This is a genomic window from Pseudomonas sp. GM18, assembly GCF_000282195.1.
GTDB lineage: Bacteria > Pseudomonadota > Gammaproteobacteria > Pseudomonadales > Pseudomonadaceae > Aquipseudomonas.
Genome location: NZ_AKJT01000055.1, coordinates 23,443 through 45,521, shown reverse-complemented (window position 1 = coordinate 45,521; position 22,079 = coordinate 23,443). Strand labels below are relative to the sequence as shown.

Genomic DNA, 22,079 nt, shown 5'->3' with positions numbered 1-22,079 from the left:
CAAAAGATCAAAAGATCAAAAGATCGCAGCCTTCGGCAGCTCCTACAGGGGGACGTACTCTTGTAGGAGCTGCCGAAGGCTGCGATCTTTTGCTTTTAAACGCCAATGAATAATCCGTCCTCAGATAGGGATTACGTTGCCGTAGTCCCCTGCCTATAGTTTTTCCGGATTCCTCCGGCTTGTGATCGCGCCCCGCCATCGGTAGCTTGATCATCAATTCAATGTTCTATCGCCGATGGACAGCCAAGGAGGCCTATGCTCGATATTCTGCGTGGTACACCGCTGTGGGTTTATGCGGTCTTTTTTATCCTGACTTATTACGGTGTCCTTGCTTGCTTCAAGAGTCATGAATCGAAAAGGTCTTTGCAGATCACACCGGCGATATTCGTCGCTATTTCCTTGGCGTCACTGAAACTCTCCCAAGGCGTTGCAATCCCGCTCTCGGCATATGCATTAGGTTTGTTGGCGGGGTGGGTGCTGGCATTGCGCTTTTACTCGTACCACAACGTGGAGCGCGAGGGGGAAAGTCTGGTGCTGGGTGGCACCATCAAAGTGCTGATTGTGTATTGGTGTTTCTTTGCCTGGCGTTACTACTGTGGTTACCTGGCGGCTATGCATCCGGAGCTGGTCAATGAGGTACCGGCGGTGGCATGGTCAGCACTGGGGGCTGGGCTTATTAATGGGTTGATTGTCGGTCGTAGTCTCAGGCTGTTGCGTTTTTTCAAGTCCGCTAACGTGAAGGCGGGGAGTTGATGAGCAAGTTGCACAGAAACTAACGCCTGCCAGGATCGTTCCCACGTTCTGCGTGGGAATGCCTCCTGGACGCTCCGCGTTCCGTTGTTGAATGTGACGCGGAGCGTCACGGGCTGCATTCCTTTGCTGCGCGTGGGAACGATCAATCAGTAATCATCCCCGCGCTCGGTGACATCCTTCTCCACCATCGGCGCATGCGGATCATGCCCTTGGGGAAACTTGCCTTTCAGATTCCACGCAAACGCGATGATCTCGGCAATCGTGCGATACAGCTCTTCCGGGATGCTGTCCCCCAACTCCATCCGCGCCAGCAGTTTCACCAGCTCGGCGTTTTCGTAAATCGGCACTTCGTAATCGCGGGCAATCCGCAGAATTTCTTCAGCCAGTTCCTCGTCACCCTTGGCCGTGAGGGTAGGGGCGTGGCTGCCGTCGTATTTGAGGGCGATGGCCTGGCGCGGTGCGGTGGATTCGTTCATGCGGTTTCGTCGACCCAGCGTTGTTCGAGGCGGGTTTGAGGGCCCTGTGGTGGTGTGCCGAGGTGGCAATCCAGATCGCCGACGTTCAGGCCTGACGCCAACAGGCGTTCACGCAGCGCGGCCAGATTGCTTTCGATCAGGCTCGCGGTGTACGGCCGTTCGGCCCACAGCTGGCTGGAGAGGCTGCCTTTGATCAGTTGGGCCTGAACCTGCAACGGCCCCAACGGTTCCATGTCGAACGCCAGGTCGACTCGCCACAATTGTTGTTTTGGTTCGCGTTCGTCGCGACGTTCGCGCGGTTGTTCTTTTTCGGGGGCTTCTTCGCGCTGGAATTTGACCTGCAACGGCACGATGTCCTGCAGGTTGCGCATGGGGATTTCCAGCTGCCAGGTGCTCATCAACCGCCCGTCACTGGTGACGCCAGTCTGCTCAATACTCGACAGCTGATGACTTTGCAAGCGTGAAACCGCCGCCGCAGCCAGGCGCAGCAGATGCTCGAGATCATCTTCGCCTTCCGCGTTTTGCAGCAGGCGCTCGGGCAGTGGAAAACTGGTCGGTGACGGCTTGGCACTGACTTGCCCGAGCATGCCGAGGGCATTGCGCACGAAACTCGGCATAGCCTGGACCAAGGTGTTGGCGGCGATGATTGCGTTGAGATTGGTGTTGGCCGGCAGGCCTGGCGTCAGTTGGGCGATCAGCTTGAGCAGGTCGCCTTTCATGTCTGGCGTCAGTGTCGGGTTTTGTCCGGTCAGCAATTTGGCTTCGAGGAACAGGCCACTGTTGGCCAGCGCCTGGGCCAGGCCTTTGGGCGAACTCAGTTGCTGCACGTCCGGCAGGCCTGCGAGCAATTTGTCCACGGCGGCGCGCAGGTCGCTGGAGGTCTGATCCGACGGCGGCAGGTTTTGCAGGACTTTGATCAAGCCATCCAGAGAGCCTTGGCGACTTTGCTGGCTGACCAGTTGTTGCGTCACCGCCAGCTGTTCCTGACGGCTGCTCAACGGCACGAATTTGAGTGTCTGGGTGTCCTGCACCAGGGCGCTCAGCAAGGTGCCGATGCGCAGCGGCGTCGGGCTGTCGATGCTCAACGTGCTGCCGCTCAGCGCGGTGTTGAGCAGGCTTACCATCGAGCGAAACACCGTCGGCTGGCCCGGCACCTGCGGCATCACTTGAGAGGTCAGCACTTTGCCTTGCAGCAAGGTGCCGACCGGCAGTTGCGCGGTGTCGATGCGGGTGAGGGTGGCGACACTGGAGGCGATGGCCTGTTGCACCGTGACCGCCAGATTGCCCGCCGACGGCTGGGTAATCGTCAGGCTGGCGCCCTGGGGCAACGGCTGAGTGCTGGTGGCCTGGACCGTGGTCTGACGGCCGTTGTCGAGGGTGACCTTGAGCAACAGTTGAAAGGTCTGATCCGCCTGCTTGAGCGACAGTACTTCAGCCTTGGCGGTCTGACCGGCCGTGATCAGGCCCTCCATCGGCGTCAGCAGATTGAGCAACTCGCCGCTGATCACCAACGGGCGCGAAGTCGCCGGGGTGGTTGGCGGGAGCGGGAGGATGTTCATTTCGCCTGTCATACGCGGACACAACCTGAGGAAATTGCACTCTTGAGAGTAAGGTACGGCATGTATAATGCCGCCCGTCTTTCGCAGAGTGGCGAAAACATTGCAATTGATTGACGCAGCTCTCTAGAACAAGCCGTCATAGCATCTATGCTGCATCTCTTTAACGGCCGCGCCAGAGCCGACTTGAACCGTATAAGGCCCGTGAACCCTTGACCAGTCCTGTCCTGCAAACCGTTGCCCTTGCCTGTGAGCGAGACCTTCGGCTGCTTTTCGAAAATCTCGAATTGCGACTGGCCAGTGGCGAAATGTTACAGATCAGCGGCCCTAACGGCAGCGGCAAGACCAGTCTCTTACGTCTGCTTTGCGGCTTGATGCATCCGACCGCCGGTCAAGTGTTGCTCAACGGCCAGCCACTGAACGAACAACGCAGCGAACTGGCGCGCAACCTGTTGTGGATTGGCCACGCCGCCGGGATCAAGGACCTGCTGACCCCCGAAGAAAACCTCAGTTGGCTCTGCGCCTTGCACCAACCGGCCTCCCACGAGGCGATCTGGCAAGCGCTGGCGGCGGTGGGGCTGCGCGGTTTCGAGGATGTTCCCTGCCACACCCTGTCTGCCGGCCAGCAACGTCGCGTGGCGTTGGCGCGGTTGTACCTGGACAGCCCGCCGCTGTGGATCCTCGACGAGCCGTTCACTGCACTCGACAAACAAGGCGTGGCGCAACTCGAAGAACACCTGGCCGCGCACTGCGAGCGGGGCGGCATGGTGGTGTTGACCACTCACCACACGCTGAGCCGGATGCCGGCCGGCTATCGCGACATTGATTTGGGGAACTGGGCCGTATGAGTGTTTTCGGCCTGTTGGTCGCCCGTGAGGCACGTTTGCTGTTCCGCCGTCCTGCCGAATTGGCGAACCCGTTGGTATTTTTCGCCATCGTCGTCTCCTTGTTCCCGCTGGCGGTCGGTCCCGAGACTCAATTGTTGCAAACCTTGTCTCCGGGACTGGTCTGGGTGGCGGCGCTTTTATCGGTTTTGCTCTCGCTGGATGGGCTCTTCCGCAGTGATTTCGAAGACGGATCCCTTGAACAGTGGGTCCTTTCGTCGCACCCCCTGCCTCTTTTGGTGCTGGCCAAGGTGCTGGCACACTGGGCCTTTTCCGGCCTGGCACTGGTTTTGCTCGCGCCATTGCTGGCGCTGATGCTCGGTTTGCCTGCCGCTTGTCTGCCGGTGTTGCTCCTTTCTTTATTGCTCGGTACACCGGTGTTGAGCCTGCTCGGTGCGGTGGGCGCGGCGCTGACGGTAGGATTGAAGCGTGGTGGCCTGTTGCTGGCGCTGCTGATTCTGCCGCTGTATATCCCGGTGTTGATTCTCGGCAGTGGCGCCTTGCAGGCGGCATTGCAGGGCATGCCGGCGACCGGTTATCTCTTGTGGCTTGGCAGCCTGACCGCCCTGGCGATAACCCTGGCACCTTTTGCAATAGCTGCTGGCCTGAAAATCAGTGTCGGCGAATAATGAGGTCTGGTTAAATTTTAACCAGTAAAGACCCTTTGGCTGTTTCGTGATAACGAACAGCAACCGTGATGGAAACAGCAATGAACTGGACCTGGTTTCATAAGCTCGGCTCGCCCAAATGGTTTTACGGCATCAGCGGCAAATTGCTGCCCTGGCTGAGCGTCGCGGCGTTGCTGCTGATTAGCGTCGGCGTGGTCTGGGGCCTGGCCTTCGCGCCGCCGGACTACCAGCAAGGCAACAGCTTTCGAATCATCTATATCCACGTTCCCGCCGCCATGCTGGCGCAATCGATCTACGTGATGCTGGCCGTGTGCGGCGTTGTCGGGCTGGTGTGGAAAATGAAACTGGCCGACGTCGCCCTGCAATGCGCCGCCCCGATCGGTGCCTGGATGACCGCCGTGGCGCTGGTTACCGGGGCGATCTGGGGCAAACCGACCTGGGGTTCGTGGTGGGTCTGGGATGCGCGACTTACGTCCATGTTGATTCTGCTGTTCCTGTACTTCGGTCTTATTGCGCTGGGCAACGCCATCAGCAATCGTGACAGCGCGGCCAAGGCCTGCGCGGTGCTGGCGATTGTCGGCGTGATCAACATCCCGATCATCAAATACTCGGTGGAGTGGTGGAACACCCTGCACCAGGGCGCGACGTTCACCCTCACCGAAAAACCGGCGATGCCCGCCGAGATGTGGTTGCCACTGCTGCTGACGGTGCTGGGTTTCTACTGTTTCTTCGGCGCGGTGCTGTTGCTGCGCATGCGCCTTGAAGTGCTCAAGCGCGAAGCCCGGGCGAGTTGGGTGAAATCCGAAGTGCAGAACAGTCTGGAGGCCGCTCGATGAGTTTCGCTTCATTCGGCGACTTTCTCGCCATGGGCCATCACGGCCTGTATGTCTGGTCAGCCTATGGCATTTGCCTGGCGGTGCTGGCCCTCAACGTGGCGGCGCCGATCCTGGCCCGCAAGCGGTATCTGCAACAAGAGGCGCGTCGTTTGCGCCGGGAGAACGGTCAGTGAATCCGCTGCGTAAAAAGCGTCTTGTCATCATTCTCGCGATCCTGGTCGGTGTCGGCGCTGCCGTCGGCCTGGCCCTGAGCGCCCTGCAGCAGAACATCAATCTGTTTTACACCCCGACCCAGATCGCCAATGGCGAAGCGCCGCAAGACACGCGCATCCGTGCGGGCGGCATGGTCGAAAAGGGCTCGCTGCAACGCTCCGGCGATTCCCTGGACGTGAAATTCATCGTTACCGACTTCAATAAATCCGTAACCATCAGCTATCGCGGCATCCTTCCGGACCTGTTCCGCGAAGGGCAGGGCATCGTTGCCCTCGGCAAGCTCAACGCTGATGGCGTGGTGGTGGCCGACGAAGTGCTGGCCAAGCACGACGAGAAGTACATGCCGCCGGAAGTGACCAAGGCGTTGAAAGACAGTGGTCAGTCGGCACCTACGCCAGCCAAGGAGGGCTAACTGATGACTTCCGCACTTTACAGTTCAGGGCTGTTCATCCCCGAACTCGGCCACCTGGCCATGATCCTGGCGCTGTGTTTTGCGCTGGTGCAGGCCGTGGTGCCGTTGCTCGGTGCCTGGCGCGGCGACCGTTTGTGGATGAGCCTGGCCCAGCCGGCCGCGTGGGGGCAGTTCGCGTTTTTGCTGTTCGCTTTCGGTTGTCTGACCTATGCGTTCATGGCGGACGACTTCTCTGTCGCCTATGTGGCCAGTAACTCCAACAGCGCGCTGCCGTGGTACTACAAGTTCAGCGCCGTGTGGGGCGCTCACGAAGGTTCGTTGCTGCTGTGGGCGTTGATCCTCGGCGGCTGGACCTTCGCGGTATCGGTGTTCTCCCGGCAGTTGCCGCAAGTGATGCTGGCCCGGGTGCTGGCGGTGATGGGCATGATCAGCACCGGTTTCCTGCTGTTCCTGATCCTGACGTCCAACCCGTTCGCCCGGATCCTGCCGCAAATGCCGGCAGACGGGCGCGATCTTAATCCTCTGCTGCAAGACATCGGCCTGATCGTTCACCCGCCAATGCTGTACATGGGTTACGTCGGTTTCTCCGTGGCCTTCGCCTTCGCCATCGCCGCGCTGTTGGGCGGTCGTCTCGATGCGGCGTGGGCGCGCTGGTCCCGTCCGTGGACCATCGTCGCCTGGGCCTTCCTTGGTATCGGTATCACGTTGGGTTCCTGGTGGGCCTACTACGAACTCGGCTGGGGCGGCTGGTGGTTCTGGGACCCGGTGGAAAACGCGTCCTTCATGCCTTGGCTGGTGGGTACGGCACTGATTCACTCGTTGGCGGTCACGGAAAAACGTGGTGTGTTCAAGAGCTGGACCGTGCTGTTGGCCATCGCTGCGTTCTCGTTGAGCCTGCTCGGGACCTTCCTGGTGCGTTCCGGCGTGCTGACCTCGGTTCACGCCTTTGCGTCCGACCCTGAACGCGGCGTGTTCATTCTGGTCTTCCTGCTGTTTGTGGTCGGTGGTTCGTTGACGCTGTTCGCCCTGCGCGCGCCGGTGGTCAAGAGCCATGTCGGCTTCAACCTCTGGTCCCGGGAAACCCTGCTGCTGGGCAACAACCTGGTGCTGGTGGTGGCTGCTTCGATGATCCTGCTGGGCACCTTGTATCCGCTGATTCTCGATGCGATGACCGGTGCCAAGCTGTCGGTCGGCCCGCCGTACTTCAACGCGCTGTTCATTCCGTTGATGGCGATCCTGATGATAGTGATGGCGGTCGGCGTGGTGGTGCGCTGGAAAGACACCCCAGTCAAATGGCTGATGAACATGCTGACTCCGGTGCTGCTTGGCAGCGCCGCGTTGGCCGTCGTGGCGGGCGTCGCTTACGGCGATTTCAACTGGGCGGTGCTGGCGACCTTCATGCTCGCTGCCTGGGTGTTGCTGGCCGGAGTGCGGGACATTTTCGACAAGACTCGCCACAAAGGCTTGATCAAAGGCCTGCCGACCCTGACCCGCAGCTATTGGGGCATGCAACTCGCGCATTTGGGCATCGCCGTGTGCGCGCTGGGTGTCGTGTTGTCGAGCCAGAACAGTGCCGAGCGCGATCTGCGCCTGGCACCGGGTGATTCCATGAGCCTGGCCGGTTACCAGTTTGTGTTCGAAGGCGCCAAGCACTTCGAAGGCCCGAACTTCACGTCCGACAAGGGCACCGTACGGGTGATCCGCGACGGTAAGGAAGTCAGTGTGCTACACCCGGAAAAACGCCTGTACACCGTGCAGAACTCGATGATGACCGAAGCCGGGATCGACGCCGGTTTCACCCGTGATCTGTACGTCGCACTGGGCGAGCCGTTGGGCGAGGGCGCCTGGGCGGTTCGCGTGCACGTCAAACCGTTCGTGCGCTGGATCTGGTTCGGTGGTCTGCTCACCGGTTTGGGCGGGTTGCTGGCGGCGCTGGATCGCCGTTATCGAGTCAAGGTAAAAAGCCGCGTGCGTGAAGCGCTCGGCATGACGGGAGCCACTGCATGAGACGTTGGTTGATGCTGTTGCCGCTGGCGATTTTTCTGGTGGTTGCTGTTTTTCTGTATCGGGGGCTGTACCTGAACCCGGCCGAGTTGCCCTCGGCGATGATCGACAAGCCGTTCCCGGAGTTTTCCCTGCTCTCGGTGCAGGGCGACAAAACCCTGACCAAAGCAGACATTCTGGGTAAACCGGCACTGGTCAATGTGTGGGGTACCTGGTGCATTTCCTGCCGGGTCGAGCACCCGGTGTTGAACAAACTGGCCGAGAAGGGCGTGGTGATCTACGGCATCAACTACAAGGACACCAATGCAGACGCCTTGAAGTGGCTGGCCGAGTTCCACAACCCGTATCAACTGGATGTCCGTGACGATGAAGGCACCCTGGGCCTGAACCTCGGCGTGTACGGCGCACCGGAAACCTTCTTCATCGACGCCAAGGGCATCATCCGCGACAAATTCGTCGGGGTGATCGACGAGCAAGTCTGGCGCGAAAAACTGGCGGCCAAGTATCAGGCGCTGGTCGACGAGGCCAAGCCATGAAGCGCTGGATTGCCGCCGCCGTTCTGGGGTTGAGCATGGCTGGCGTGGCCCACGCGGCCATCGACACCTATGAGTTCGCCAAAGAGAGCGATCGCGAGCGTTATCGCGAGCTGACCAAAGAGCTGCGTTGCCCCAAGTGCCAGAATCAGGACATTGCCGATTCCAACGCACCGATTGCCGCCGACCTGCGCAAAGAGATTTTCCGCATGCTCGGCGAGGGCAAGGACAACCAGCAGATCATCGACTTCATGGTTGATCGCTACGGTGACTTCGTCCGCTACAAACCTGCCCTCAACGCCAAGACCGCATTGCTCTGGTTCGGCCCCGCCGGTCTGCTGCTGGGCGGTTTTGTGATCATCGCCGTGATCGTCCGCCGTCGTCGTGTGCAACGTGCCGACAGCAAGGATGAGCTCTCTTTTGATGAGCGTGAGCGCCTCGACCACCTGTTGGATAAAACCAAGCATGATTGATTTCTGGCTCGCTGCAGGTCTGCTGCTTCTGGTAGCCCTGAGTTTTTTGCTGATCCCCGTTCTGCGCGGTCGTCGCGCCCAGCTTGAAGAGGATCGTACGGCGCTTAACGTCGCGCTGTATCAGGAGCGCGTGGCTGAGTTGCAGACTCAGCAGGAAGAAGGCGTGCTAAACGCCGAACAAATGGATGCCGGCCGCGCCGAAGCCGCCCGTGAACTGCTTGCCGACACCGAAGGCGTCGAGGCACCGCGAGTGTCGCGTCTGGGCAAACCATTGCCATTGCTGGCGGCGATTCTGGTGCCCGTGCTGGGCCTTGGGCTGTACCTGCATTTCGGTGCCAGCGACAAAGTCGAGCTGACCCGCGAGTTCGCCCAGGCGCCGCAGTCGATGGAAGACATGACCCGTCGCCTGGAACGTGCGGTTGCAGCCCAACCGGATTCAGCCGAAGGCCTGTACTTCCTCGGCCGCACTTACATGGCTCAGGACCGTCCTGGCGATGCGGCGAAGATCTTCGAACGCACCGTGAACCTGGCCGGTCGCCAGCCGGAACTGCTCGGGCAGTGGGCTCAGGCTCAATACTTCGCCGATGGCAAGAAGTGGTCGGATAAGGTCCAGAGCCTGACCGACGAAGCGCTGAAAGCCGATCCGAAGGAAGTCACCAGCCTCGGCCTGCTGGGCATCGCGGCCTTCGAAGGCGAGCGTTACCAGGAAGCCATCGACTACTGGAATCGCCTGTTGGTGCAACTGCCGCCGGATGACCAGTCCCGTGTCGCGCTGCAAGGCGGTATCGCTCGGGCCGCCGAGAAGCTTGAAGCCAGCGGTGGCAAAGTGGCTCAGGCTCAGGCTCAGGCTCCGGCAGTGAAGGTTGCAGCACTGCTCAAGGTGCGTGTCGATCTTGCCCCCGACTTGAAAGCCAAGGTCCAGCCCGGCGACAGCGTGTTCATCTTCGCCCGTGCCACCGCAGGCCCGCCCGCACCATTGGCGGCCAAGCGTCTGACCGTCGCCGACCTGCCGGCGACTGTCGAGCTGGGCGATGCCGACGCAATGATGCCGCAATTGAAACTGTCGAACTTCCCTGAAGTCCAACTGGTTGCGCGCATCTCCCGCGCCGGCCAACCGACTGCAGGCGAATGGATCGGTCGTAGCCAGCCCTTGGCCACCAGCACCACCGCGCCACAAAAACTGACCATCGACAGCCCGGATAAATAACAGGAAGCGCCACCATGACCGCCATCGCTCGTATCACTCTCCTCAGTATGGTTTTGGGGCTAAGCGCGTGTGCGGTCCAGGAGCACGAGCCCGAACGGCTGCCGCCGATCCCGCCCTCGCAGCCGAGCACCAAACCGACCACGCCGAGCAAACCGGTCACGCCGATCAAACCATCGAAACCGCTGCCACGCACCTCCGCCAGCTTCGCCCCGCCACCGGGCGGCAATAGCCATTGGGATGCGAAACTTGGTGTTTACGTCCTCGACAACCAGACCAACACCTTCTACCGCCAGCGCACCTACTACCGCTGGAACAACGGCTGGAGCCGCTCGATCAGCCCGAACGGGCCGTGGGAAGAGACGGATATCCACGGTGTGCCGGGTGGATTGGGCAGACAATTCGGGCAGTGAATGGAAACGGCGATCTGAGGATCGCCGTTTTGCTTTTTGGGGTTTGAAAAGATCGCAGGCTTCGCCAGCTCCTACAGAATCGCGTACGACGATGATCGCGCATGTACGCGGTTAATGTAGGAGCTGGCGAAGCCTGCGATCTTTTGATTTTGGTTGAGCGTTTGTTCACGATGCTTCTAACGTTGTTACGCCGTCGCCAGTGCCGGCTTCTCTGAAGCACTCAAAAACCGCAACAACGCCAGCAACGGAAACACGCTGCCGACAATCACGATCCACAACCAGCCACCGTGTTCGTACACCGCACTGGCCACCGATGAGCCGAACGCGCCGCCGATGAAGATGCTGGTCATGTACAGCGCGTTAAGGCGGCCGCGGCTCTTGGCGTCGAGGGCGTAGACCGCGCGTTGGCCGAGGACCATGTTCATTTGCACGCAAAAATCCAGCACCACGCCCGTCACGGCCAAGCCGATGATGCTGTAGGCCGGGTGGATGAAGGCCGGCAGGAAGCTCAGGCTGGCGAACAGCATCGCCAGCAGCGAGGCGAGTCGGGTGTGGCCGGCATCGGCCAGTCGACCGGCGATGGGCGCGGCAATCGCGCCGATGGCTCCGACCAGGGCGAAAATCGCGATCTGGGTTTGCGACAGACCGTGATTGCGCGCCAGTTCCAGCGGCACGGCGGTCCAGAACAGGCTGAAGGTGGCGAACATGCAACCCTGATAAAACGCCCGCTGACGCAACACCGGTTGCTGGCGCAGCAGTGTCCAGAGCGAACCCAGTAACTGACCATAAGAGGCGCTGTGATCAGGCTGGCGCTTGGGCACCGTCAGGGCCAGGACGATGCTGATCGCTGCCATCAACACCGCAGCGATGACGAACATCGCACGCCAGCCGAAGTGGTCGGCCACTACGCTGGACACCGGCCGGGCCAGCAAAATCCCCAGCAGCAGACCGCCCATGATCCCGCCAACCACGCGGCCGCGCGACGCTTCCGGCGTCAGGTGGGCGGCCAGCGGAATCAGGATCTGTACCGACACCGAGCTGAAACCCACCAGCAACGAAATCAGCAGAAACACGTTCGGCTGATCGGTGAAAGCCGCGCCCAGCAGACTGGCAATCGCCACCACGGTGGTGATGATCATCAAACGACGGTTTTCCAGCAGATCACCCAGCGGCACCAGGAAGAACAGGCCCAGCGCATAACCAATCTGCGTCAGCGAAACGATCAGGCTGGCCATGGTGTCGGTCAGGCCGATGTCCGGGGCAATCAGGCCGATAATTGGCTGGGCGTAGTAGATGTTGGCGACGATCGCGCCGCAGCAGAAGGCGAAAAGCAGCACCATGCCCCGGGTCATTGTCGCGGTACCGTGGGGCACCTGAGTCGCTGAATTCATAACGTGGCTCGCTGAGCAAGAAGAAAGTGAGCAGAGGCTAATCGGCTGGCTAGAGCGGCGGAAGAGGGTTTGCAGTGATAGTAATCATTCCTTTGCGGAATGAGTGACACAGGTGTGAACTGTCTGCCGATGAACCATGCGTCCGAACAGTGGGATCCGATGATACATTCACTTACATCTTCTTCGATAGCGTGCTTATGTTCTCTTACGCTCCATAAACCGGAAGGCACTCAACATGAATGCGATGTTCCGTCACCTGATCCACGGCGCTTGTGTTGTTACCCTGATCAGCTTGTTCACGGCAGCTGTTGCTCAGGCTGCCGATGTGCCGCCGGGAATGCGCATCGGCGTGCGTGGCGAGATCACCGGCGTCAGCGCCGATGTCATGAAAGTCCACGTCAACAGTGGCGAAAACGTGGTGATCAACCTGACCAAGGACACCAAAATCCGCGCCGTCACCCTGGCCAATATCGAAGACATCAAGCCCGGCAGCTACATCGGCTCGGCTGCCGTGCCGCAAGAGGATGGCACGCTCAAGGCGCTGGAAGTCCACGTATTCCCGCCGGAACTGGCCGGCAGCGGCGACGGCCATCGGCCTTTTGATCTGGTCAAGGGCAGCAGTATGACCAACGGCAGCGTGGGCGATCTGGTGGTCAGCAACGGCCGGGTTCTGACCGTCAACTACAAGGGCGGCCAGCAGACGATTCTGGTGCCGGAGGATGTGCCGATCGTCAATCTGGTGCCGGGGGATCGCAGCTTGCTGAAGGTGGGCGTGAAGATCGTGACGTTTGTGACCCAGAGTGCCGACGGGACGCTCACTGCTCAATCCGTTTCGGCCGGCAAGGACGGTGTAACCCCACCGATGTAACGGTATTCCACAAAAAAGGCGACCTTCACAGGTCGCCTTTTTCATTGAGCTCAGCGATTACTGACCGCTGTAAATCTGGTCGAAAATCCCACCATCATTGAAGTGGGTCTTCTGCACGGTGCGCCAGTCACCAAAGGTCTTCTCCACCGACAGGAAATCCACTTTCGGGAAGCGATCGGTGTACTTCGCCAACACCGCCGGATCACGCGGGCGCAGGTAGTTGGCAGCCGCAATCTCCTGACCTTCCGGCGACCACAGGTACTTCAGGTATTCTTCGGCAGCAGCGCGAGTGCCTTTCTTGTCGACAGTTTTGTCGACCACCGACACCGGCGGCTCGGCTTCCGCGGAAACGCTCGGGTAGATCACTTCAAACTGATCACGACCAAACTCGCGAGCAATCATTTCCGCTTCGTTTTCGAAGGTCACCAGCACGTCGCCGATCTGGTTGGTCATGAATGTGGTGGTTGCTGCACGGCCACCGGTATCCAGCACCGGGGCTTGTTTGAACAGTTTACCGACGAAGGCTTTTGCCTTGTTTTCGTCACCGCCGTTTTTCAGCACATAGCCCCAGGCCGAGAGGTAGGTGTAGCGGCCGTTGCCCGAGGTTTTCGGGTTGGGGACGATCACCTGCACGCCGTCCTTGAGCAGGTCCGGCCAGTCTTTCAGGGCTTTCGGGTTGCCTTTGCGCACGATGAACACGGTGGCCGAAGTGAACGGCGCGCTGTTGTTCGGCAGGCGTGTGACCCAGTTGTCCGGGACCAGTTTGCCGTTGTCCGCCAGAGCGTTGATATCGGTGGCCATGTTCATGGTGATGACGTCAGCCGGCAGGCCATCGATCACTGAACGGGCCTGTTTGCTGGAACCGCCGAAGGACATCTGCAGCGTGATGTTTTCGTTGTGTTCGGCTTGCCAGTGTTTCTGGAAGGCAGCGTTGTAGTCCTTGTAGAAATCTCGCATCACGTCGTAGGAAACGTTAAGCAGGGTCGGTGCGGCCTGAGCCATGCTGCTCAAGGCCAGGCCAGCGGCCAGAAGTGAGGCGCCAAAGAGTTTTTTCACTGCGCATTCCTTGTTTTATCAAACGTGTTCGATGGAAAGTGTTGGCAATTTGCCAGCGACTATAGCCGGGCTCGCATAGTCGTTTAAAGATTAAAAAGAACTTTGCTTATTCCATTTTCTTGAACAGCACATTGCCACAACGGGAGCAGAACGCCGCGCTGTGTTCGTGGCTGTTTTTCTTGCAGGTCGGGCAATCGTGTTGCAGTTGTTCACCACGCATTGCGTTGGCCAGTTCCGCGGTGAAGATCCCCGTCGGCACGGCGATGATCGAGTAACCGGTGATCATCACCAGGGATGAAATGACCTGACCCAGTGGCGTCTTGGGCACGATGTCGCCAAAACCCACGGTGGTCAGCGTCACGATAGCCCAATAGATCCCTTTTGGGATGCTGGTGAAGCCGTGCTCCGGACCTTCGATCACGTACATCAGCGTGCCGAACACCGTTACCAGGGTGCTGACGCTGAGCAGAAACACCACGATCTTCTGCTTGCTGCCGCGCAACGCCGACATCAAATAGTTGGCTTGCTTGAGATACGGGCTGAGCTTGAGCACGCGGAAAATCCGCAACATCCGAATGATCCGGATGATCAGCAGGTACTGCGCGTCGCTGTAATACAGGGCGAGGATGCCGGGCACGATCGCCAGCAAATCCACCAACCCATAGAAGCTGAACGCGTAGCGCAGCGGCTTGGGCGAGCAATACAGGCGCAGGCCGTATTCGATGATGAAAATGACGGTGAAGCCCCATTCGATGTACGCCAGCACGTCGGCATAGTTCTGGTGAACGCTGTCGATACTGTCCAGAACCACGATCACCAGGCTGGCGAGGATGATCAGTAACAGCGTGCTGTCGAAGCGCCGTCCAGCCATTGTGTCGCTCTGGAAAATCATGACGTAGAGGCGATGGCGCCAGTCGTTGTTGCTTTCCATATGGTCTTGCCCAAGCCGAAAAATGGAAGAAGCCTGGGTGATCGGTGAGGATTGCGCAAGCTGGACGCTAAGTGCGCCATGTTCGACCGATTTTTTTCGTTGATGGATTAAGAAGTTGACGATCTCGTCGATATATCGACTTCCCGCAGAACAAGAACCTTTGTCTTGATGTGCGGCCCGGATTTCAGGCGATGGGTCTCAAAACCTCACGGAAGCGATATGGATAACAAGTTTTTCAAGAAAAGCCTACTGGCAATGGTTGTCAGCGCTTCGACCGTTCAGGCATTTGCCAGCGAGTACGACCTGAGTCAGGGATTCAAGGACTGGACGGGGCAAACCCTTAATGAAACGTTGACCCTGACCGGGCAGCGAACCCGCCAGAGCAATACGGACAACAAAGGTGTCACGTTCTTCCAGAACACTGTCGCGGGTTCGATCATTAATCAGGGGGATTTCACCTTTGACGCTCAAGGCGCGAGAGTATCCGGCATCGGCCTGGATGCCGGGTTAATGAGCAATACCTCGGCTGGAAGTCACCTTCAAGGTGACTTCATCAACGCCGGCCACATTATTCTGAACAACGTGAGTGGCGCGCAGGGGATCGAAGTCGGTAATGCGACCATCACCGGTAACTTCGTCAATGCCGGGACCGTATCCATCACTCAGGTCGCGGGGCCCAGCATCTTTTCGTCGGAAGGTATCTACCTGCATGGCACTACTCTGGGCGGGGATCTGCTCAATAGCGGCCTGATCGATGTGACCGGTAACGAAGTCACCGGCCTGATTCTGGACTCCCATTTCGGGCATCCGGTGAACATCGCCGGCAAGATTCTCAACACAGGGACCATTCGGGTCACGGGTGAGGAGTCCATCGGTTTTGATGTCGAGACCAATACCAGTGATTTGCGAATCGAGAACAGTGGCTCGATTTTGAGCAATGGCAAGAACTCCGAGGCCATCATCTTGCAGGCCGGCTCGGTCGATTCGCTGCGCAACAGTGGAACTATTCAAGCTACAGGCGATAACGCAGTCGCCATCAAGCTCGATGGCACTACCTTTACCCAGAATGCCGCGTCGGGCGCGCGGGGTATTATCAATACGGGCAGTATCGTGGCACAGGGTGTTGCGATTCAGGTAGGTGGTGACCAGGTCTCTGCTTTCGAGATCAATCAGCAGGCGGGCGTGATACGCAGTACCCAGGCCGCGGCGATTGACGGTGCAGGGCTGGCGAAGCTGAACTGGACCGGAGGCGCTATCGAAGGGGACCTGCTCAACCTCGACGGGACGAATATCGCCGGTCAAGCCAATTACACCGGGAAGAAAATAGGCAGCACGGTTTCTGTGACGTCAGGCTCTCTGAATCTGCAAAATCAGGGGGTCGTGATTACCGGTGACCTGAACGTCGGTGCCAACAGTGGTATCGATATGTTGCTTTCGGATCGCGTCACGCCCGGTACGCCTTATTTGACGGTGGACGGCAAGGCTACCTTCGCCCAGTCCTCCAAAGTGACGTTGAATGCCAAACCAGGTGATTTCACGCCGACCGCTGCCGGCACTCAATACACGCTGGTCAAGGCGAGCAGCCTGCAGAACAACGGGTTGAGCGTCACCAGTTCGTCTTCGTTGTTGAACGTCGCCAGCTATACAACCGATGCCCAGACCGTCAACGCGCTGGTCACACTGAAAAGTGACAGTCAGGTGGATGAAGAACAGGGGAATATCGGCACTTCCCGCAGCACCCGCCAGATCCTCAATCGCTTCAAGAATGGCCCGCTGGGACAATTGAACAGTAATGATGCGGTCTTCAAAGCCTTTGCCAACGCCTCTTCCCAAGAGGAACTGGCAAAGCTCGGTGAACAACTGGCACCGGAAGTCAGCCGTGGCGCAGTCAACGCGGCAGTATCGGGTCAGGCGATGATGAATGGAGCGATCAGCAATCGCGTGTCCGGCCTGCGCTCGGGGCTCTCATCAGGGGATTCGCTGGCAGATACCGGCGTGTGGGTTCAGGGGTTGAGCAGCAACCAGGATCAGGACAGCCGTGATGCAGTCGCCGGTTATTCGGCCAACAGCAGCGGTATTGCTGTCGGGGCGGATGGCAAACTGAATGCCAACTCCACTGTGGGACTGGCCTATTCGTATCTGAACACCAACGTCACCTCCGACACCGGAAATAAAACCGATGTACAGGGCCAAGCATTGACGCTGTACGGTAGCTGGGATCTGCGCAACTGGTTTGTCGATGGCAGCCTCAGTTACGGGCGCAATGACAATGACAGCAAACGTTATATTGCCGATAGCGCGGCCAAAGCGAGCTACAACAGTGACGCATGGGCACTGAGCGCCTTGAGCGGTTATACCTTCAAACTCACTGACCAACTGATTGTCGAACCGCGTGTCGCCGCACGCTACACCAATATTCAGCTGGACAGCTTTAATGAGCATGGCTCATCGGCCGCCTTGCACTCCAATGCCCAGCGCTTCGAAATTGGCGAGTTGGGCGCCGGGTTGCGAATGGCCGCTGACGTGCCATTGCTCAATGGCACCCTTACCCCTGAAGCGAGCGTGATGGCTTACCATGACTTCATCGGTGACCAGATCAATCAGACCTCCAGTTTTATCTTGGGGGGCTCGCCTTTCATTGTCGCGGGAGCCAGTCCGGTGCGTAATAGTTATGAAGGTCGCATAGGGGTGAAGTATCAAATTGATGCTCTAACCCTGGGGACCAATTATGGCTATCAAACGAAGACCGGTTTTAACGCCGACACCTTTACCGTTGAAGCGCGCTACGCTTTTTGATCGACTGGATTGCAACGGTTCGCACTGGCGGATCGTTGCGTCTGATCAACAGGTCTAAACCATGTTTAAAGCACTGGCCGCCATCGGCTTCGCGGTCCTCGGGCTCAGCGGGTGCGCGGGTAAAGTCGATTTGCAGGCGGTAAGCCAAGGCTCTTCGCTTACGCCTGGCACGCTCGATAGTTCACCTTACACACTCATGGCCTTACTACCGCCACCAGGGGGCTACAAGCATCTGCGTGTTTACATTGAAGGCGACGGTCGGGCATGGGCGACACGATCTCAACCGAGTATCGACCCGACCCCTCGTGTGTCCTTGATGGCGAGATTGGCCGCTGGAGATCGGGGGGCCAGCGCCTATCTGGCGCGCCCTTGTCAGTTCGTGACATCTGCGGGTTGCAACACTGATTTATGGACTTCCGGTCGTTTCAATTCATCAGTCATAGAGGCCATGAACGCAGCCCTTGATCGTCTGAAAAGCCGCTTTGCAGTGGAGCAGTTCGAACTGGTCGGATATTCGGGCGGCGCGGCGATTGCCTTGATCCTTGCGGGTTCTCGTCACGACGTCACTCAAGTGCAAACGATTGCCGGGAATCTTGACCCGGTAAAGTGGGCAGAGCTGATGCAGCTCGCGCCATTCTCGAAGCCGGTGACACCTCTGCAGTTTCGCGACAAGTTGCGTGCGCTCCCGCAACGTCATTTCGTTGGTTTGAATGACAAGGTCGTGCCACCTCAAATGCTCCAGGTCTACACCACACAGCTTCAGGGTAAATGCCTGGAAGTCGTCGAAACCCTCGCCACCCACGATCAGGGATACGATGAAAGTTGGGGCTCGCGGTCGGATCTGCCATTGGCTTGCGAGACTGACCCATTGCGCTGAATGCAGACTCAGCCCTGTCCGGCGCCACCATTGATTCAGCGATCAATAGCGCAAGGCGTCGACAGCGGCCTGACGCAGTACTCGGATGCTGGCATGGACCAGCCAGCAGGCAAGAATGAACGGCGCGGTCAGCGTTGCCAGGCCGAGTGCGGCGAAGCCCGGTGTGAGTAATACGGCGAGCAGAATACCGAGCAGCGGCAGCCACGGTTGGCGGCGTTGCGGGCTGAAGGCGAGGGCGGCGAGCAGCGGGTTGTAGCTGCTCAAACCGTGCAAGGCGCTGGAGGTGTCGTGATGCAGCAAGGCGAAGCCCAGGCCGGCGGCGGAGCCGAGCAGTGCCCACAGAAAGGCGCGGCGGTCGGCGATCAGCAACCCGGCGGCAATCAGCGCGCCGGCCAGGGGATGGCCGAGAAACATGACTTGCCCCAAGCCTTTCAATTCGGCGGCGAGCAGGCTGAGGGTGTTCAGTTCGATCAGCGGAACGGGTTGCTGTGGTGCGGCAAAGCCGAGCAATAACCAACTCAACCCAACGAACGGTGCGGTGTAGGCCGGTAGACATTGATGATCGCCAGCGCCTTTGAGCCATTGCTGGGTGAGTATCGCACTCAGGCCGCCGCAGGCGATGATCAGCGGTGGCAACAGCACCGACCATGGGAAATACAGGCTCAGCAACAGGCCAAGCAAAATACCGTTGTAACTGAACAGCCCGGCCTGACGATCCGCCTTGGCATACCCGCGACGTTGCGCGGTAAGCAACCCGGCGACGCCGCCCAGCAACGCACCGCCGAGCAGAGCGGGCGCGGTGAACAGAATCGCCAACAGACACAACAGCCCGCACAGCGGATGGCGCTGGAGGAATATCTGGCTGAAGCCGTTGAGCAAGGCGGTCGCCCAGTCGGGGCAGTGGGTGTTGAAGTGGTTGGCAGGCATGATGGGGCAGTCAGTACAGATCGTTCCCACGCTCTGCGTGGGAATGCCTCAATGGACGCTCTGCGTCTGCTCTTGGGACGCGGAGCGTCCCAGGCTGCATTCCCACGCAGAGCGTGGGAACGATCATGGTGAGGGGGTTAGATTAATGTCTCAATGCGCAACGAATTGGTCGATCCTGGCTGCCCAAACGGCACGCCCGCGGTAATCAGCAACGTATCCCCGCGCTGAGCCATCCCCTGTGCCTGGGCAATTTCCAGCGCCGTCGAGCACACTTCATCCACTTGGCGCAGCCGATCGTTGACCACCGAATGCACACCCCAAGCGACCGTCAACCGCCGGGCGGTTTGCAGGTTCGGTGTCAGGTTGAGGATCGGCACCGTCGGCCGTTCCCGCGCCGCCCGCAGGCTCGAGGTGCCAGACTCGCTGTAGTTCACCAGCACCGCCACCGGCAGCACGTTGCTGATGCGGCGGATCGCGCAGCTGATCGCGTCCGACACCGTGGCCTCGGCTTTTGGCCGGCTCACGTCCAGTTGGGTTTGATAGTCCGGGCCGTTTTCCACCTGACGGATGATCTTGCTCATCATCTGCACGGCTTCCAGCGGGTACTCGCCAGACGCGGTTTCTGCCGACAGCATCACCGCGTCCGCGCCTTCGGCCACCGCGTTGGCAACGTCGGTGACTTCAGCGCGGGTCGGGGCCGGGGAGAAGCGCATCGACTCCAGCATCTGCGTCGCCACTACCACCGGTTTGCCGAGTTGGCGGCAGGTGCTGATAATGTTTTTCTGAATCTGCGGCACGCTTTCGGCCGGCACTTCCACGCCCAGATCACCGCGAGCGACCATGATTGCATCGCTCAACTCTGCGATTTCCCGCAACTGAGTCACGGCCGATGGCTTCTCGATCTTCGCCATCAAGAACGCCTTGTCGCCGATCAGCGCGCGGGCTTCGCGGATGTCTTCCGGGCGTTGCACGAACGACAGCGCGACCCAGTCGACACCCAATTCCAGGCCGAAGCTCAAGTCGCGACGGTCCTTGGCGGTCAGCGGGCTCAGGTCGAGCACCGCTTGCGGCACGTTGACGCCTTTTCGATCCGACAACTCGCCGCCATTGAGCACCGTGGTGTCGATGGCGTCGGCGTACTTGGTCACCACCCGCAGGCGCAACTTGCCGTCGTCCAGCAGCAGGTCCATGCCCGGCTCCAGGGCGGCGATGATTTCCGGGTGAGGCAGGTTGACCCGGCGCTCATCGCCGGGGGTTGCATCCAGATCCAGGCGCAATGCCTGGCCGCGATGCAGCTGCACTTTGCCCTGAGCGAATTTGCCGACCCGCAGTTTCGGACCTTGCAGGTCCATCAGAATCCCCAGCGGATAATTCAGCTGGCGCTCGACTTCTCGAATCCACTGATAGCGCTGCGCGTGGTCAGCGTGATCGCCGTGGCTGAAGTTCAGGCGAAAGATATTGACCCCGGCCCGCACCAGCTCACGGATATCGTCGATCCCGTCGGTGGCCGGGCCGAGGGTGGCGAGGATCTTGACCTTCTTGTCAGGCGTCATGTTTAGGGCTCTCGAGAATCAGGATGGCGCGGAAGTCGTTGACGTTGGTGCGGGTCGGCTCGGTGACGATCAGTGCATCCAGCGCCGCGAAGTAGCCGTAGCCATTGTTGTTGTCCAGTTCATCGCAGGCAGCGAGGCCGAGGGCGGCGGCACGGGCATAGCTGTCCGGAGTCATGATCGCGCCGGCGTTGTCTTCGGAGCCGTCGATGCCGTCGGTGTCACCGGCCAGAGCGTAGACGCCGGGCAAACCTTTTAGGCTGTCGGTCAGGCTCAGCAGGAATTCGGCGTTGCGTCCGCCACGGCCATTGCCGCGCACGGTGACGGTGGTTTCGCCGCCGGACAGAATCACGCACGGCGCCGCCAGCGGCTGGCCGTGCTGGACGATCTGCCGCGCAATGCCGGCGTGGACTTTCGCCACTTCCCGGGATTCACCTTCCAGGTCGCCGAGAATCAACGGGCTGAAACCGGCCTGACGGGCTTTCACCGCCGCCGCCTCCAGCGATTGCTGCGGGCGGGCGATCAATTGGAAATGACTGCGGGCCAGGCTCGGATCGCCGGGTTTGACCGTTTCCGACTCGGGGCTTTGCAGCCAGTTGCGCACCGAGGCCGGGACTTCGATGGCATAACGCTTGAGGATCGCCAACGCTTCAGCCGAGGTGCTCGGGTCGGCCACGGTAGGGCCGGAGGCGATGACCGTGGCGAGGTCGCCTGGCACATCGGAAATCGCATAGGTGTAAACCGTTGCCGGCCAGCAGGCTTTGCCCAGACGCCCGCCCTTGATTGCCGAGAGGTGCTTGCGTACGCAGTTCATCTCGCCGATGGTCGCACCGGATTTGAGCAGCGCTTTGTTGATCGATTGCTTGTCGGCCAGGGTGATGCCGGCGGCGGGCAAGGCGAGCAGGGCAGAGCCACCACCGGACAGCAGGAAGATCACACGGTCGTCTTCGCTCAGGTTGCTGACCAGTTCCAGAACCCGTTTCGCGACGGCCAGACCGGCAGCGTCCGGCACCGGATGCGCGGCTTCGACCACTTCGATTTTTTCGCAGGGGGCGCCGTGGCCGTAGCGGGTCACCACCAGGCCTGACACTTCACCCTGCCAGCAGCGTTCGACCACCTGGGCCATGGCTGCTGCGGCTTTACCGGCACCGATGACGATCACCCGACCGCTGCGGTCGGTTGGCAAATGAGCTTCAAGGACGTGCTGCGGATGGGCCGCGTCGATGGCTGTGGCAAACAGCTCGCGCAGCAATTGTTGCGGATCGACCGACATGGCGGGCTCCAATTTTTATTGTTC

At 59.8% G+C, this 22,079-nt stretch carries 22 protein-coding genes; 14 read left to right on the top strand and 8 right to left on the bottom strand.

From position 1 onward, the window contains the following. Nucleotides 1-255: 255 nt before the first annotated feature. Nucleotides 256-753: a hypothetical protein gene (locus PMI21_RS12015; RefSeq protein WP_007939199.1), complete on the top strand. Its 498-nt coding sequence runs from the start codon at nt 256-258 to the stop codon at nt 751-753. A gap of 146 nt (nt 754-899) precedes the next feature. On the opposite strand, the gene PMI21_RS12020 is transcribed toward PMI21_RS12015, so the two are convergent. Both PMI21_RS12020 and fliK read right to left on the bottom strand, forming a co-directional pair. Continuing rightward, on the bottom strand, nt 900-1,229 hold the full coding sequence (locus tag PMI21_RS12020; protein ID WP_007939198.1) for an EscU/YscU/HrcU family type III secretion system export apparatus switch protein: 330 nt from the start codon (nt 1,227-1,229) through the stop codon (nt 900-902). Further along, a complete protein-coding gene (gene fliK, locus PMI21_RS12025; protein ID WP_007939197.1) occupies nt 1,226-2,800 on the bottom strand; it encodes a flagellar hook-length control protein FliK in 1,575 nt (524 codons plus the stop codon). Before fliK ends, PMI21_RS12020 begins: the two co-directional genes overlap by 4 nt. Nucleotides 2,801-2,997: 197 nt before the next feature. Between fliK and ccmA the strand changes: the two genes are divergently transcribed. The 10 genes from ccmA to PMI21_RS12075 all read left to right on the top strand — a co-directional run bounded on the left by ccmA (nt 2,998) and on the right by PMI21_RS12075 (nt 10,386). Continuing rightward, a complete protein-coding gene (gene ccmA / locus PMI21_RS12030; protein ID WP_007939196.1) occupies nt 2,998-3,633 on the top strand; it encodes a cytochrome c biogenesis heme-transporting ATPase CcmA in 636 nt (211 codons plus the stop codon). Further along, nucleotides 3,630-4,298 carry a heme exporter protein CcmB gene (ccmB, locus tag PMI21_RS12035; protein ID WP_007939195.1) on the top strand — a complete coding sequence of 223 codons (669 nt, stop codon included), beginning with the start codon at nt 3,630-3,632 and terminating at the stop codon, nt 4,296-4,298. The genes ccmA and ccmB overlap by 4 nt, the downstream gene beginning before the upstream one ends. Nucleotides 4,299-4,378: 80 nt before the next feature. Beyond that, nucleotides 4,379-5,134, top strand: a complete 756-nt coding sequence (locus PMI21_RS12040; protein ID WP_007939194.1) for a heme ABC transporter permease — start codon at nt 4,379-4,381, stop codon at nt 5,132-5,134. Then, the gene (gene ccmD, locus PMI21_RS12045; RefSeq protein WP_007939192.1) at nt 5,131-5,307 is read left to right on the top strand and encodes a heme exporter protein CcmD; all 177 of its coding nucleotides are present in this window, start codon (nt 5,131-5,133) and stop codon (nt 5,305-5,307) included. Before PMI21_RS12040 ends, ccmD begins: the two co-directional genes overlap by 4 nt. Beyond that, a complete protein-coding gene (gene ccmE, locus PMI21_RS12050; protein WP_007939191.1) occupies nt 5,304-5,759 on the top strand; it encodes a cytochrome c maturation protein CcmE in 456 nt (151 codons plus the stop codon). Before ccmD ends, ccmE begins: the two co-directional genes overlap by 4 nt. Nucleotides 5,760-5,762: 3 nt before the next feature. Continuing rightward, nucleotides 5,763-7,766: a heme lyase CcmF/NrfE family subunit gene (locus PMI21_RS12055; RefSeq protein ID WP_007939190.1), complete on the top strand. Its 2,004-nt coding sequence runs from the start codon at nt 5,763-5,765 to the stop codon at nt 7,764-7,766. After that, a complete protein-coding gene (locus tag PMI21_RS12060) occupies nt 7,763-8,299 on the top strand; it encodes a DsbE family thiol:disulfide interchange protein (RefSeq protein ID WP_007939189.1) in 537 nt (178 codons plus the stop codon). Before PMI21_RS12055 ends, PMI21_RS12060 begins: the two co-directional genes overlap by 4 nt. Continuing rightward, the gene (locus PMI21_RS12065; RefSeq protein ID WP_007939188.1) at nt 8,296-8,769 is read left to right on the top strand and encodes a cytochrome c-type biogenesis protein; all 474 of its coding nucleotides are present in this window, start codon (nt 8,296-8,298) and stop codon (nt 8,767-8,769) included. Before PMI21_RS12060 ends, PMI21_RS12065 begins: the two co-directional genes overlap by 4 nt. Then, nucleotides 8,762-9,976 carry a c-type cytochrome biogenesis protein CcmI gene (gene ccmI / locus PMI21_RS12070; RefSeq protein ID WP_033064050.1) on the top strand — a complete coding sequence of 405 codons (1,215 nt, stop codon included), beginning with the start codon at nt 8,762-8,764 and terminating at the stop codon, nt 9,974-9,976. Before PMI21_RS12065 ends, ccmI begins: the two co-directional genes overlap by 8 nt. 14 nt (nt 9,977-9,990) lie before the next feature. Beyond that, entirely contained in the window at nt 9,991-10,386 is a 396-nt protein-coding gene (locus PMI21_RS12075) for a hypothetical protein (protein ID WP_007939185.1), read from the top strand. A gap of 185 nt (nt 10,387-10,571) precedes the next feature. Here PMI21_RS12075 and PMI21_RS12080 read toward each other — a convergent pair whose 3' ends face one another. Continuing rightward, entirely contained in the window at nt 10,572-11,777 is a 1,206-nt protein-coding gene (locus PMI21_RS12080) for an MFS transporter (protein WP_007939184.1), read from the bottom strand. Nucleotides 11,778-12,012: 235 nt separating this feature from the next. Between PMI21_RS12080 and PMI21_RS12085 the strand changes: the two genes are divergently transcribed. Next, on the top strand, nt 12,013-12,645 hold the full coding sequence (locus PMI21_RS12085) for a hypothetical protein (RefSeq protein WP_007939182.1): 633 nt from the start codon (nt 12,013-12,015) through the stop codon (nt 12,643-12,645). Between the two features lie 57 nt (nt 12,646-12,702). On the opposite strand, the gene PMI21_RS12090 is transcribed toward PMI21_RS12085, so the two are convergent. Together PMI21_RS12090 and PMI21_RS12095 are read right to left on the bottom strand one after the other, a co-directional pair. After that, nucleotides 12,703-13,701, bottom strand: a complete 999-nt coding sequence (locus tag PMI21_RS12090) for a sulfate ABC transporter substrate-binding protein (protein WP_007939181.1) — start codon at nt 13,699-13,701, stop codon at nt 12,703-12,705. Between the two features lie 106 nt (nt 13,702-13,807). Beyond that, nucleotides 13,808-14,632, bottom strand: a complete 825-nt coding sequence (locus PMI21_RS12095; RefSeq protein ID WP_007939180.1) for an ion transporter — start codon at nt 14,630-14,632, stop codon at nt 13,808-13,810. A 219-nt stretch (nt 14,633-14,851) separates the two neighbouring features. Between PMI21_RS12095 and PMI21_RS12100 the strand changes: the two genes are divergently transcribed. After that, on the top strand, nt 14,852-17,428 hold the full coding sequence (locus PMI21_RS12100; protein ID WP_007939179.1) for an autotransporter family protein: 2,577 nt from the start codon (nt 14,852-14,854) through the stop codon (nt 17,426-17,428). Nucleotides 17,429-17,489: 61 nt separating this feature from the next. Further along, a complete protein-coding gene (locus PMI21_RS12105) occupies nt 17,490-18,305 on the top strand; it encodes an alpha/beta hydrolase (protein ID WP_007939178.1) in 816 nt (271 codons plus the stop codon). Between the two features lie 42 nt (nt 18,306-18,347). Here the strand turns inward: PMI21_RS12105 and PMI21_RS12110 are convergent, their stop codons facing one another. From PMI21_RS12110 to PMI21_RS12120, 3 genes are all read right to left on the bottom strand, one after another. Then, nucleotides 18,348-19,232, bottom strand: a complete 885-nt coding sequence (locus tag PMI21_RS12110) for an urea transporter (RefSeq protein WP_007939177.1) — start codon at nt 19,230-19,232, stop codon at nt 18,348-18,350. A 137-nt stretch (nt 19,233-19,369) separates the two neighbouring features. Then, nucleotides 19,370-20,785 (bottom strand): pyruvate kinase, encoded by a 1,416-nt coding sequence (gene pyk, locus PMI21_RS12115; RefSeq protein WP_007939176.1) that lies wholly within the window; start codon nt 20,783-20,785, stop codon nt 19,370-19,372. Then, the gene (locus PMI21_RS12120) at nt 20,775-22,055 is read right to left on the bottom strand and encodes a glycerate kinase type-2 family protein (RefSeq protein ID WP_007939175.1); all 1,281 of its coding nucleotides are present in this window, start codon (nt 22,053-22,055) and stop codon (nt 20,775-20,777) included. The genes pyk and PMI21_RS12120 overlap by 11 nt, the downstream gene beginning before the upstream one ends. Nucleotides 22,056-22,079: the final 24 nt, after the last annotated feature.

Coding starts and splice junctions, on each gene's coding strand:
- PMI21_RS12100 (WP_007939179.1), top strand. CDS start 14,852: ATGGATAACAAGTTTTTCAAGAAAAGCCTACTGGCAATGGTTGTCAGC.
- ccmB (WP_007939195.1), top strand. CDS start 3,630: ATGAGTGTTTTCGGCCTGTTGGTCGCCCGTGAGGCACGTTTGCTGTTC.
- fliK (WP_007939197.1), bottom strand. CDS start 2,800: ATGACAGGCGAAATGAACATCCTCCCGCTCCCGCCAACCACCCCGGCG.
- PMI21_RS12060 (WP_007939189.1), top strand. CDS start 7,763: ATGAGACGTTGGTTGATGCTGTTGCCGCTGGCGATTTTTCTGGTGGTT.
- PMI21_RS12105 (WP_007939178.1), top strand. CDS start 17,490: ATGTTTAAAGCACTGGCCGCCATCGGCTTCGCGGTCCTCGGGCTCAGC.
- ccmI (WP_033064050.1), top strand. CDS start 8,762: ATGATTGATTTCTGGCTCGCTGCAGGTCTGCTGCTTCTGGTAGCCCTG.
- PMI21_RS12075 (WP_007939185.1), top strand. CDS start 9,991: ATGACCGCCATCGCTCGTATCACTCTCCTCAGTATGGTTTTGGGGCTA.
- PMI21_RS12095 (WP_007939180.1), bottom strand. CDS start 14,632: ATGGAAAGCAACAACGACTGGCGCCATCGCCTCTACGTCATGATTTTC.
- PMI21_RS12080 (WP_007939184.1), bottom strand. CDS start 11,777: ATGAATTCAGCGACTCAGGTGCCCCACGGTACCGCGACAATGACCCGG.
- PMI21_RS12120 (WP_007939175.1), bottom strand. CDS start 22,055: ATGTCGGTCGATCCGCAACAATTGCTGCGCGAGCTGTTTGCCACAGCC.
- pyk (WP_007939176.1), bottom strand. CDS start 20,785: ATGACGCCTGACAAGAAGGTCAAGATCCTCGCCACCCTCGGCCCGGCC.
- PMI21_RS12085 (WP_007939182.1), top strand. CDS start 12,013: ATGAATGCGATGTTCCGTCACCTGATCCACGGCGCTTGTGTTGTTACC.
- PMI21_RS12015 (WP_007939199.1), top strand. CDS start 256: ATGCTCGATATTCTGCGTGGTACACCGCTGTGGGTTTATGCGGTCTTT.
- PMI21_RS12110 (WP_007939177.1), bottom strand. CDS start 19,232: ATGCCTGCCAACCACTTCAACACCCACTGCCCCGACTGGGCGACCGCC.
- PMI21_RS12040 (WP_007939194.1), top strand. CDS start 4,379: ATGAACTGGACCTGGTTTCATAAGCTCGGCTCGCCCAAATGGTTTTAC.
- ccmD (WP_007939192.1), top strand. CDS start 5,131: ATGAGTTTCGCTTCATTCGGCGACTTTCTCGCCATGGGCCATCACGGC.
- PMI21_RS12065 (WP_007939188.1), top strand. CDS start 8,296: ATGAAGCGCTGGATTGCCGCCGCCGTTCTGGGGTTGAGCATGGCTGGC.
- PMI21_RS12055 (WP_007939190.1), top strand. CDS start 5,763: ATGACTTCCGCACTTTACAGTTCAGGGCTGTTCATCCCCGAACTCGGC.
- PMI21_RS12020 (WP_007939198.1), bottom strand. CDS start 1,229: ATGAACGAATCCACCGCACCGCGCCAGGCCATCGCCCTCAAATACGAC.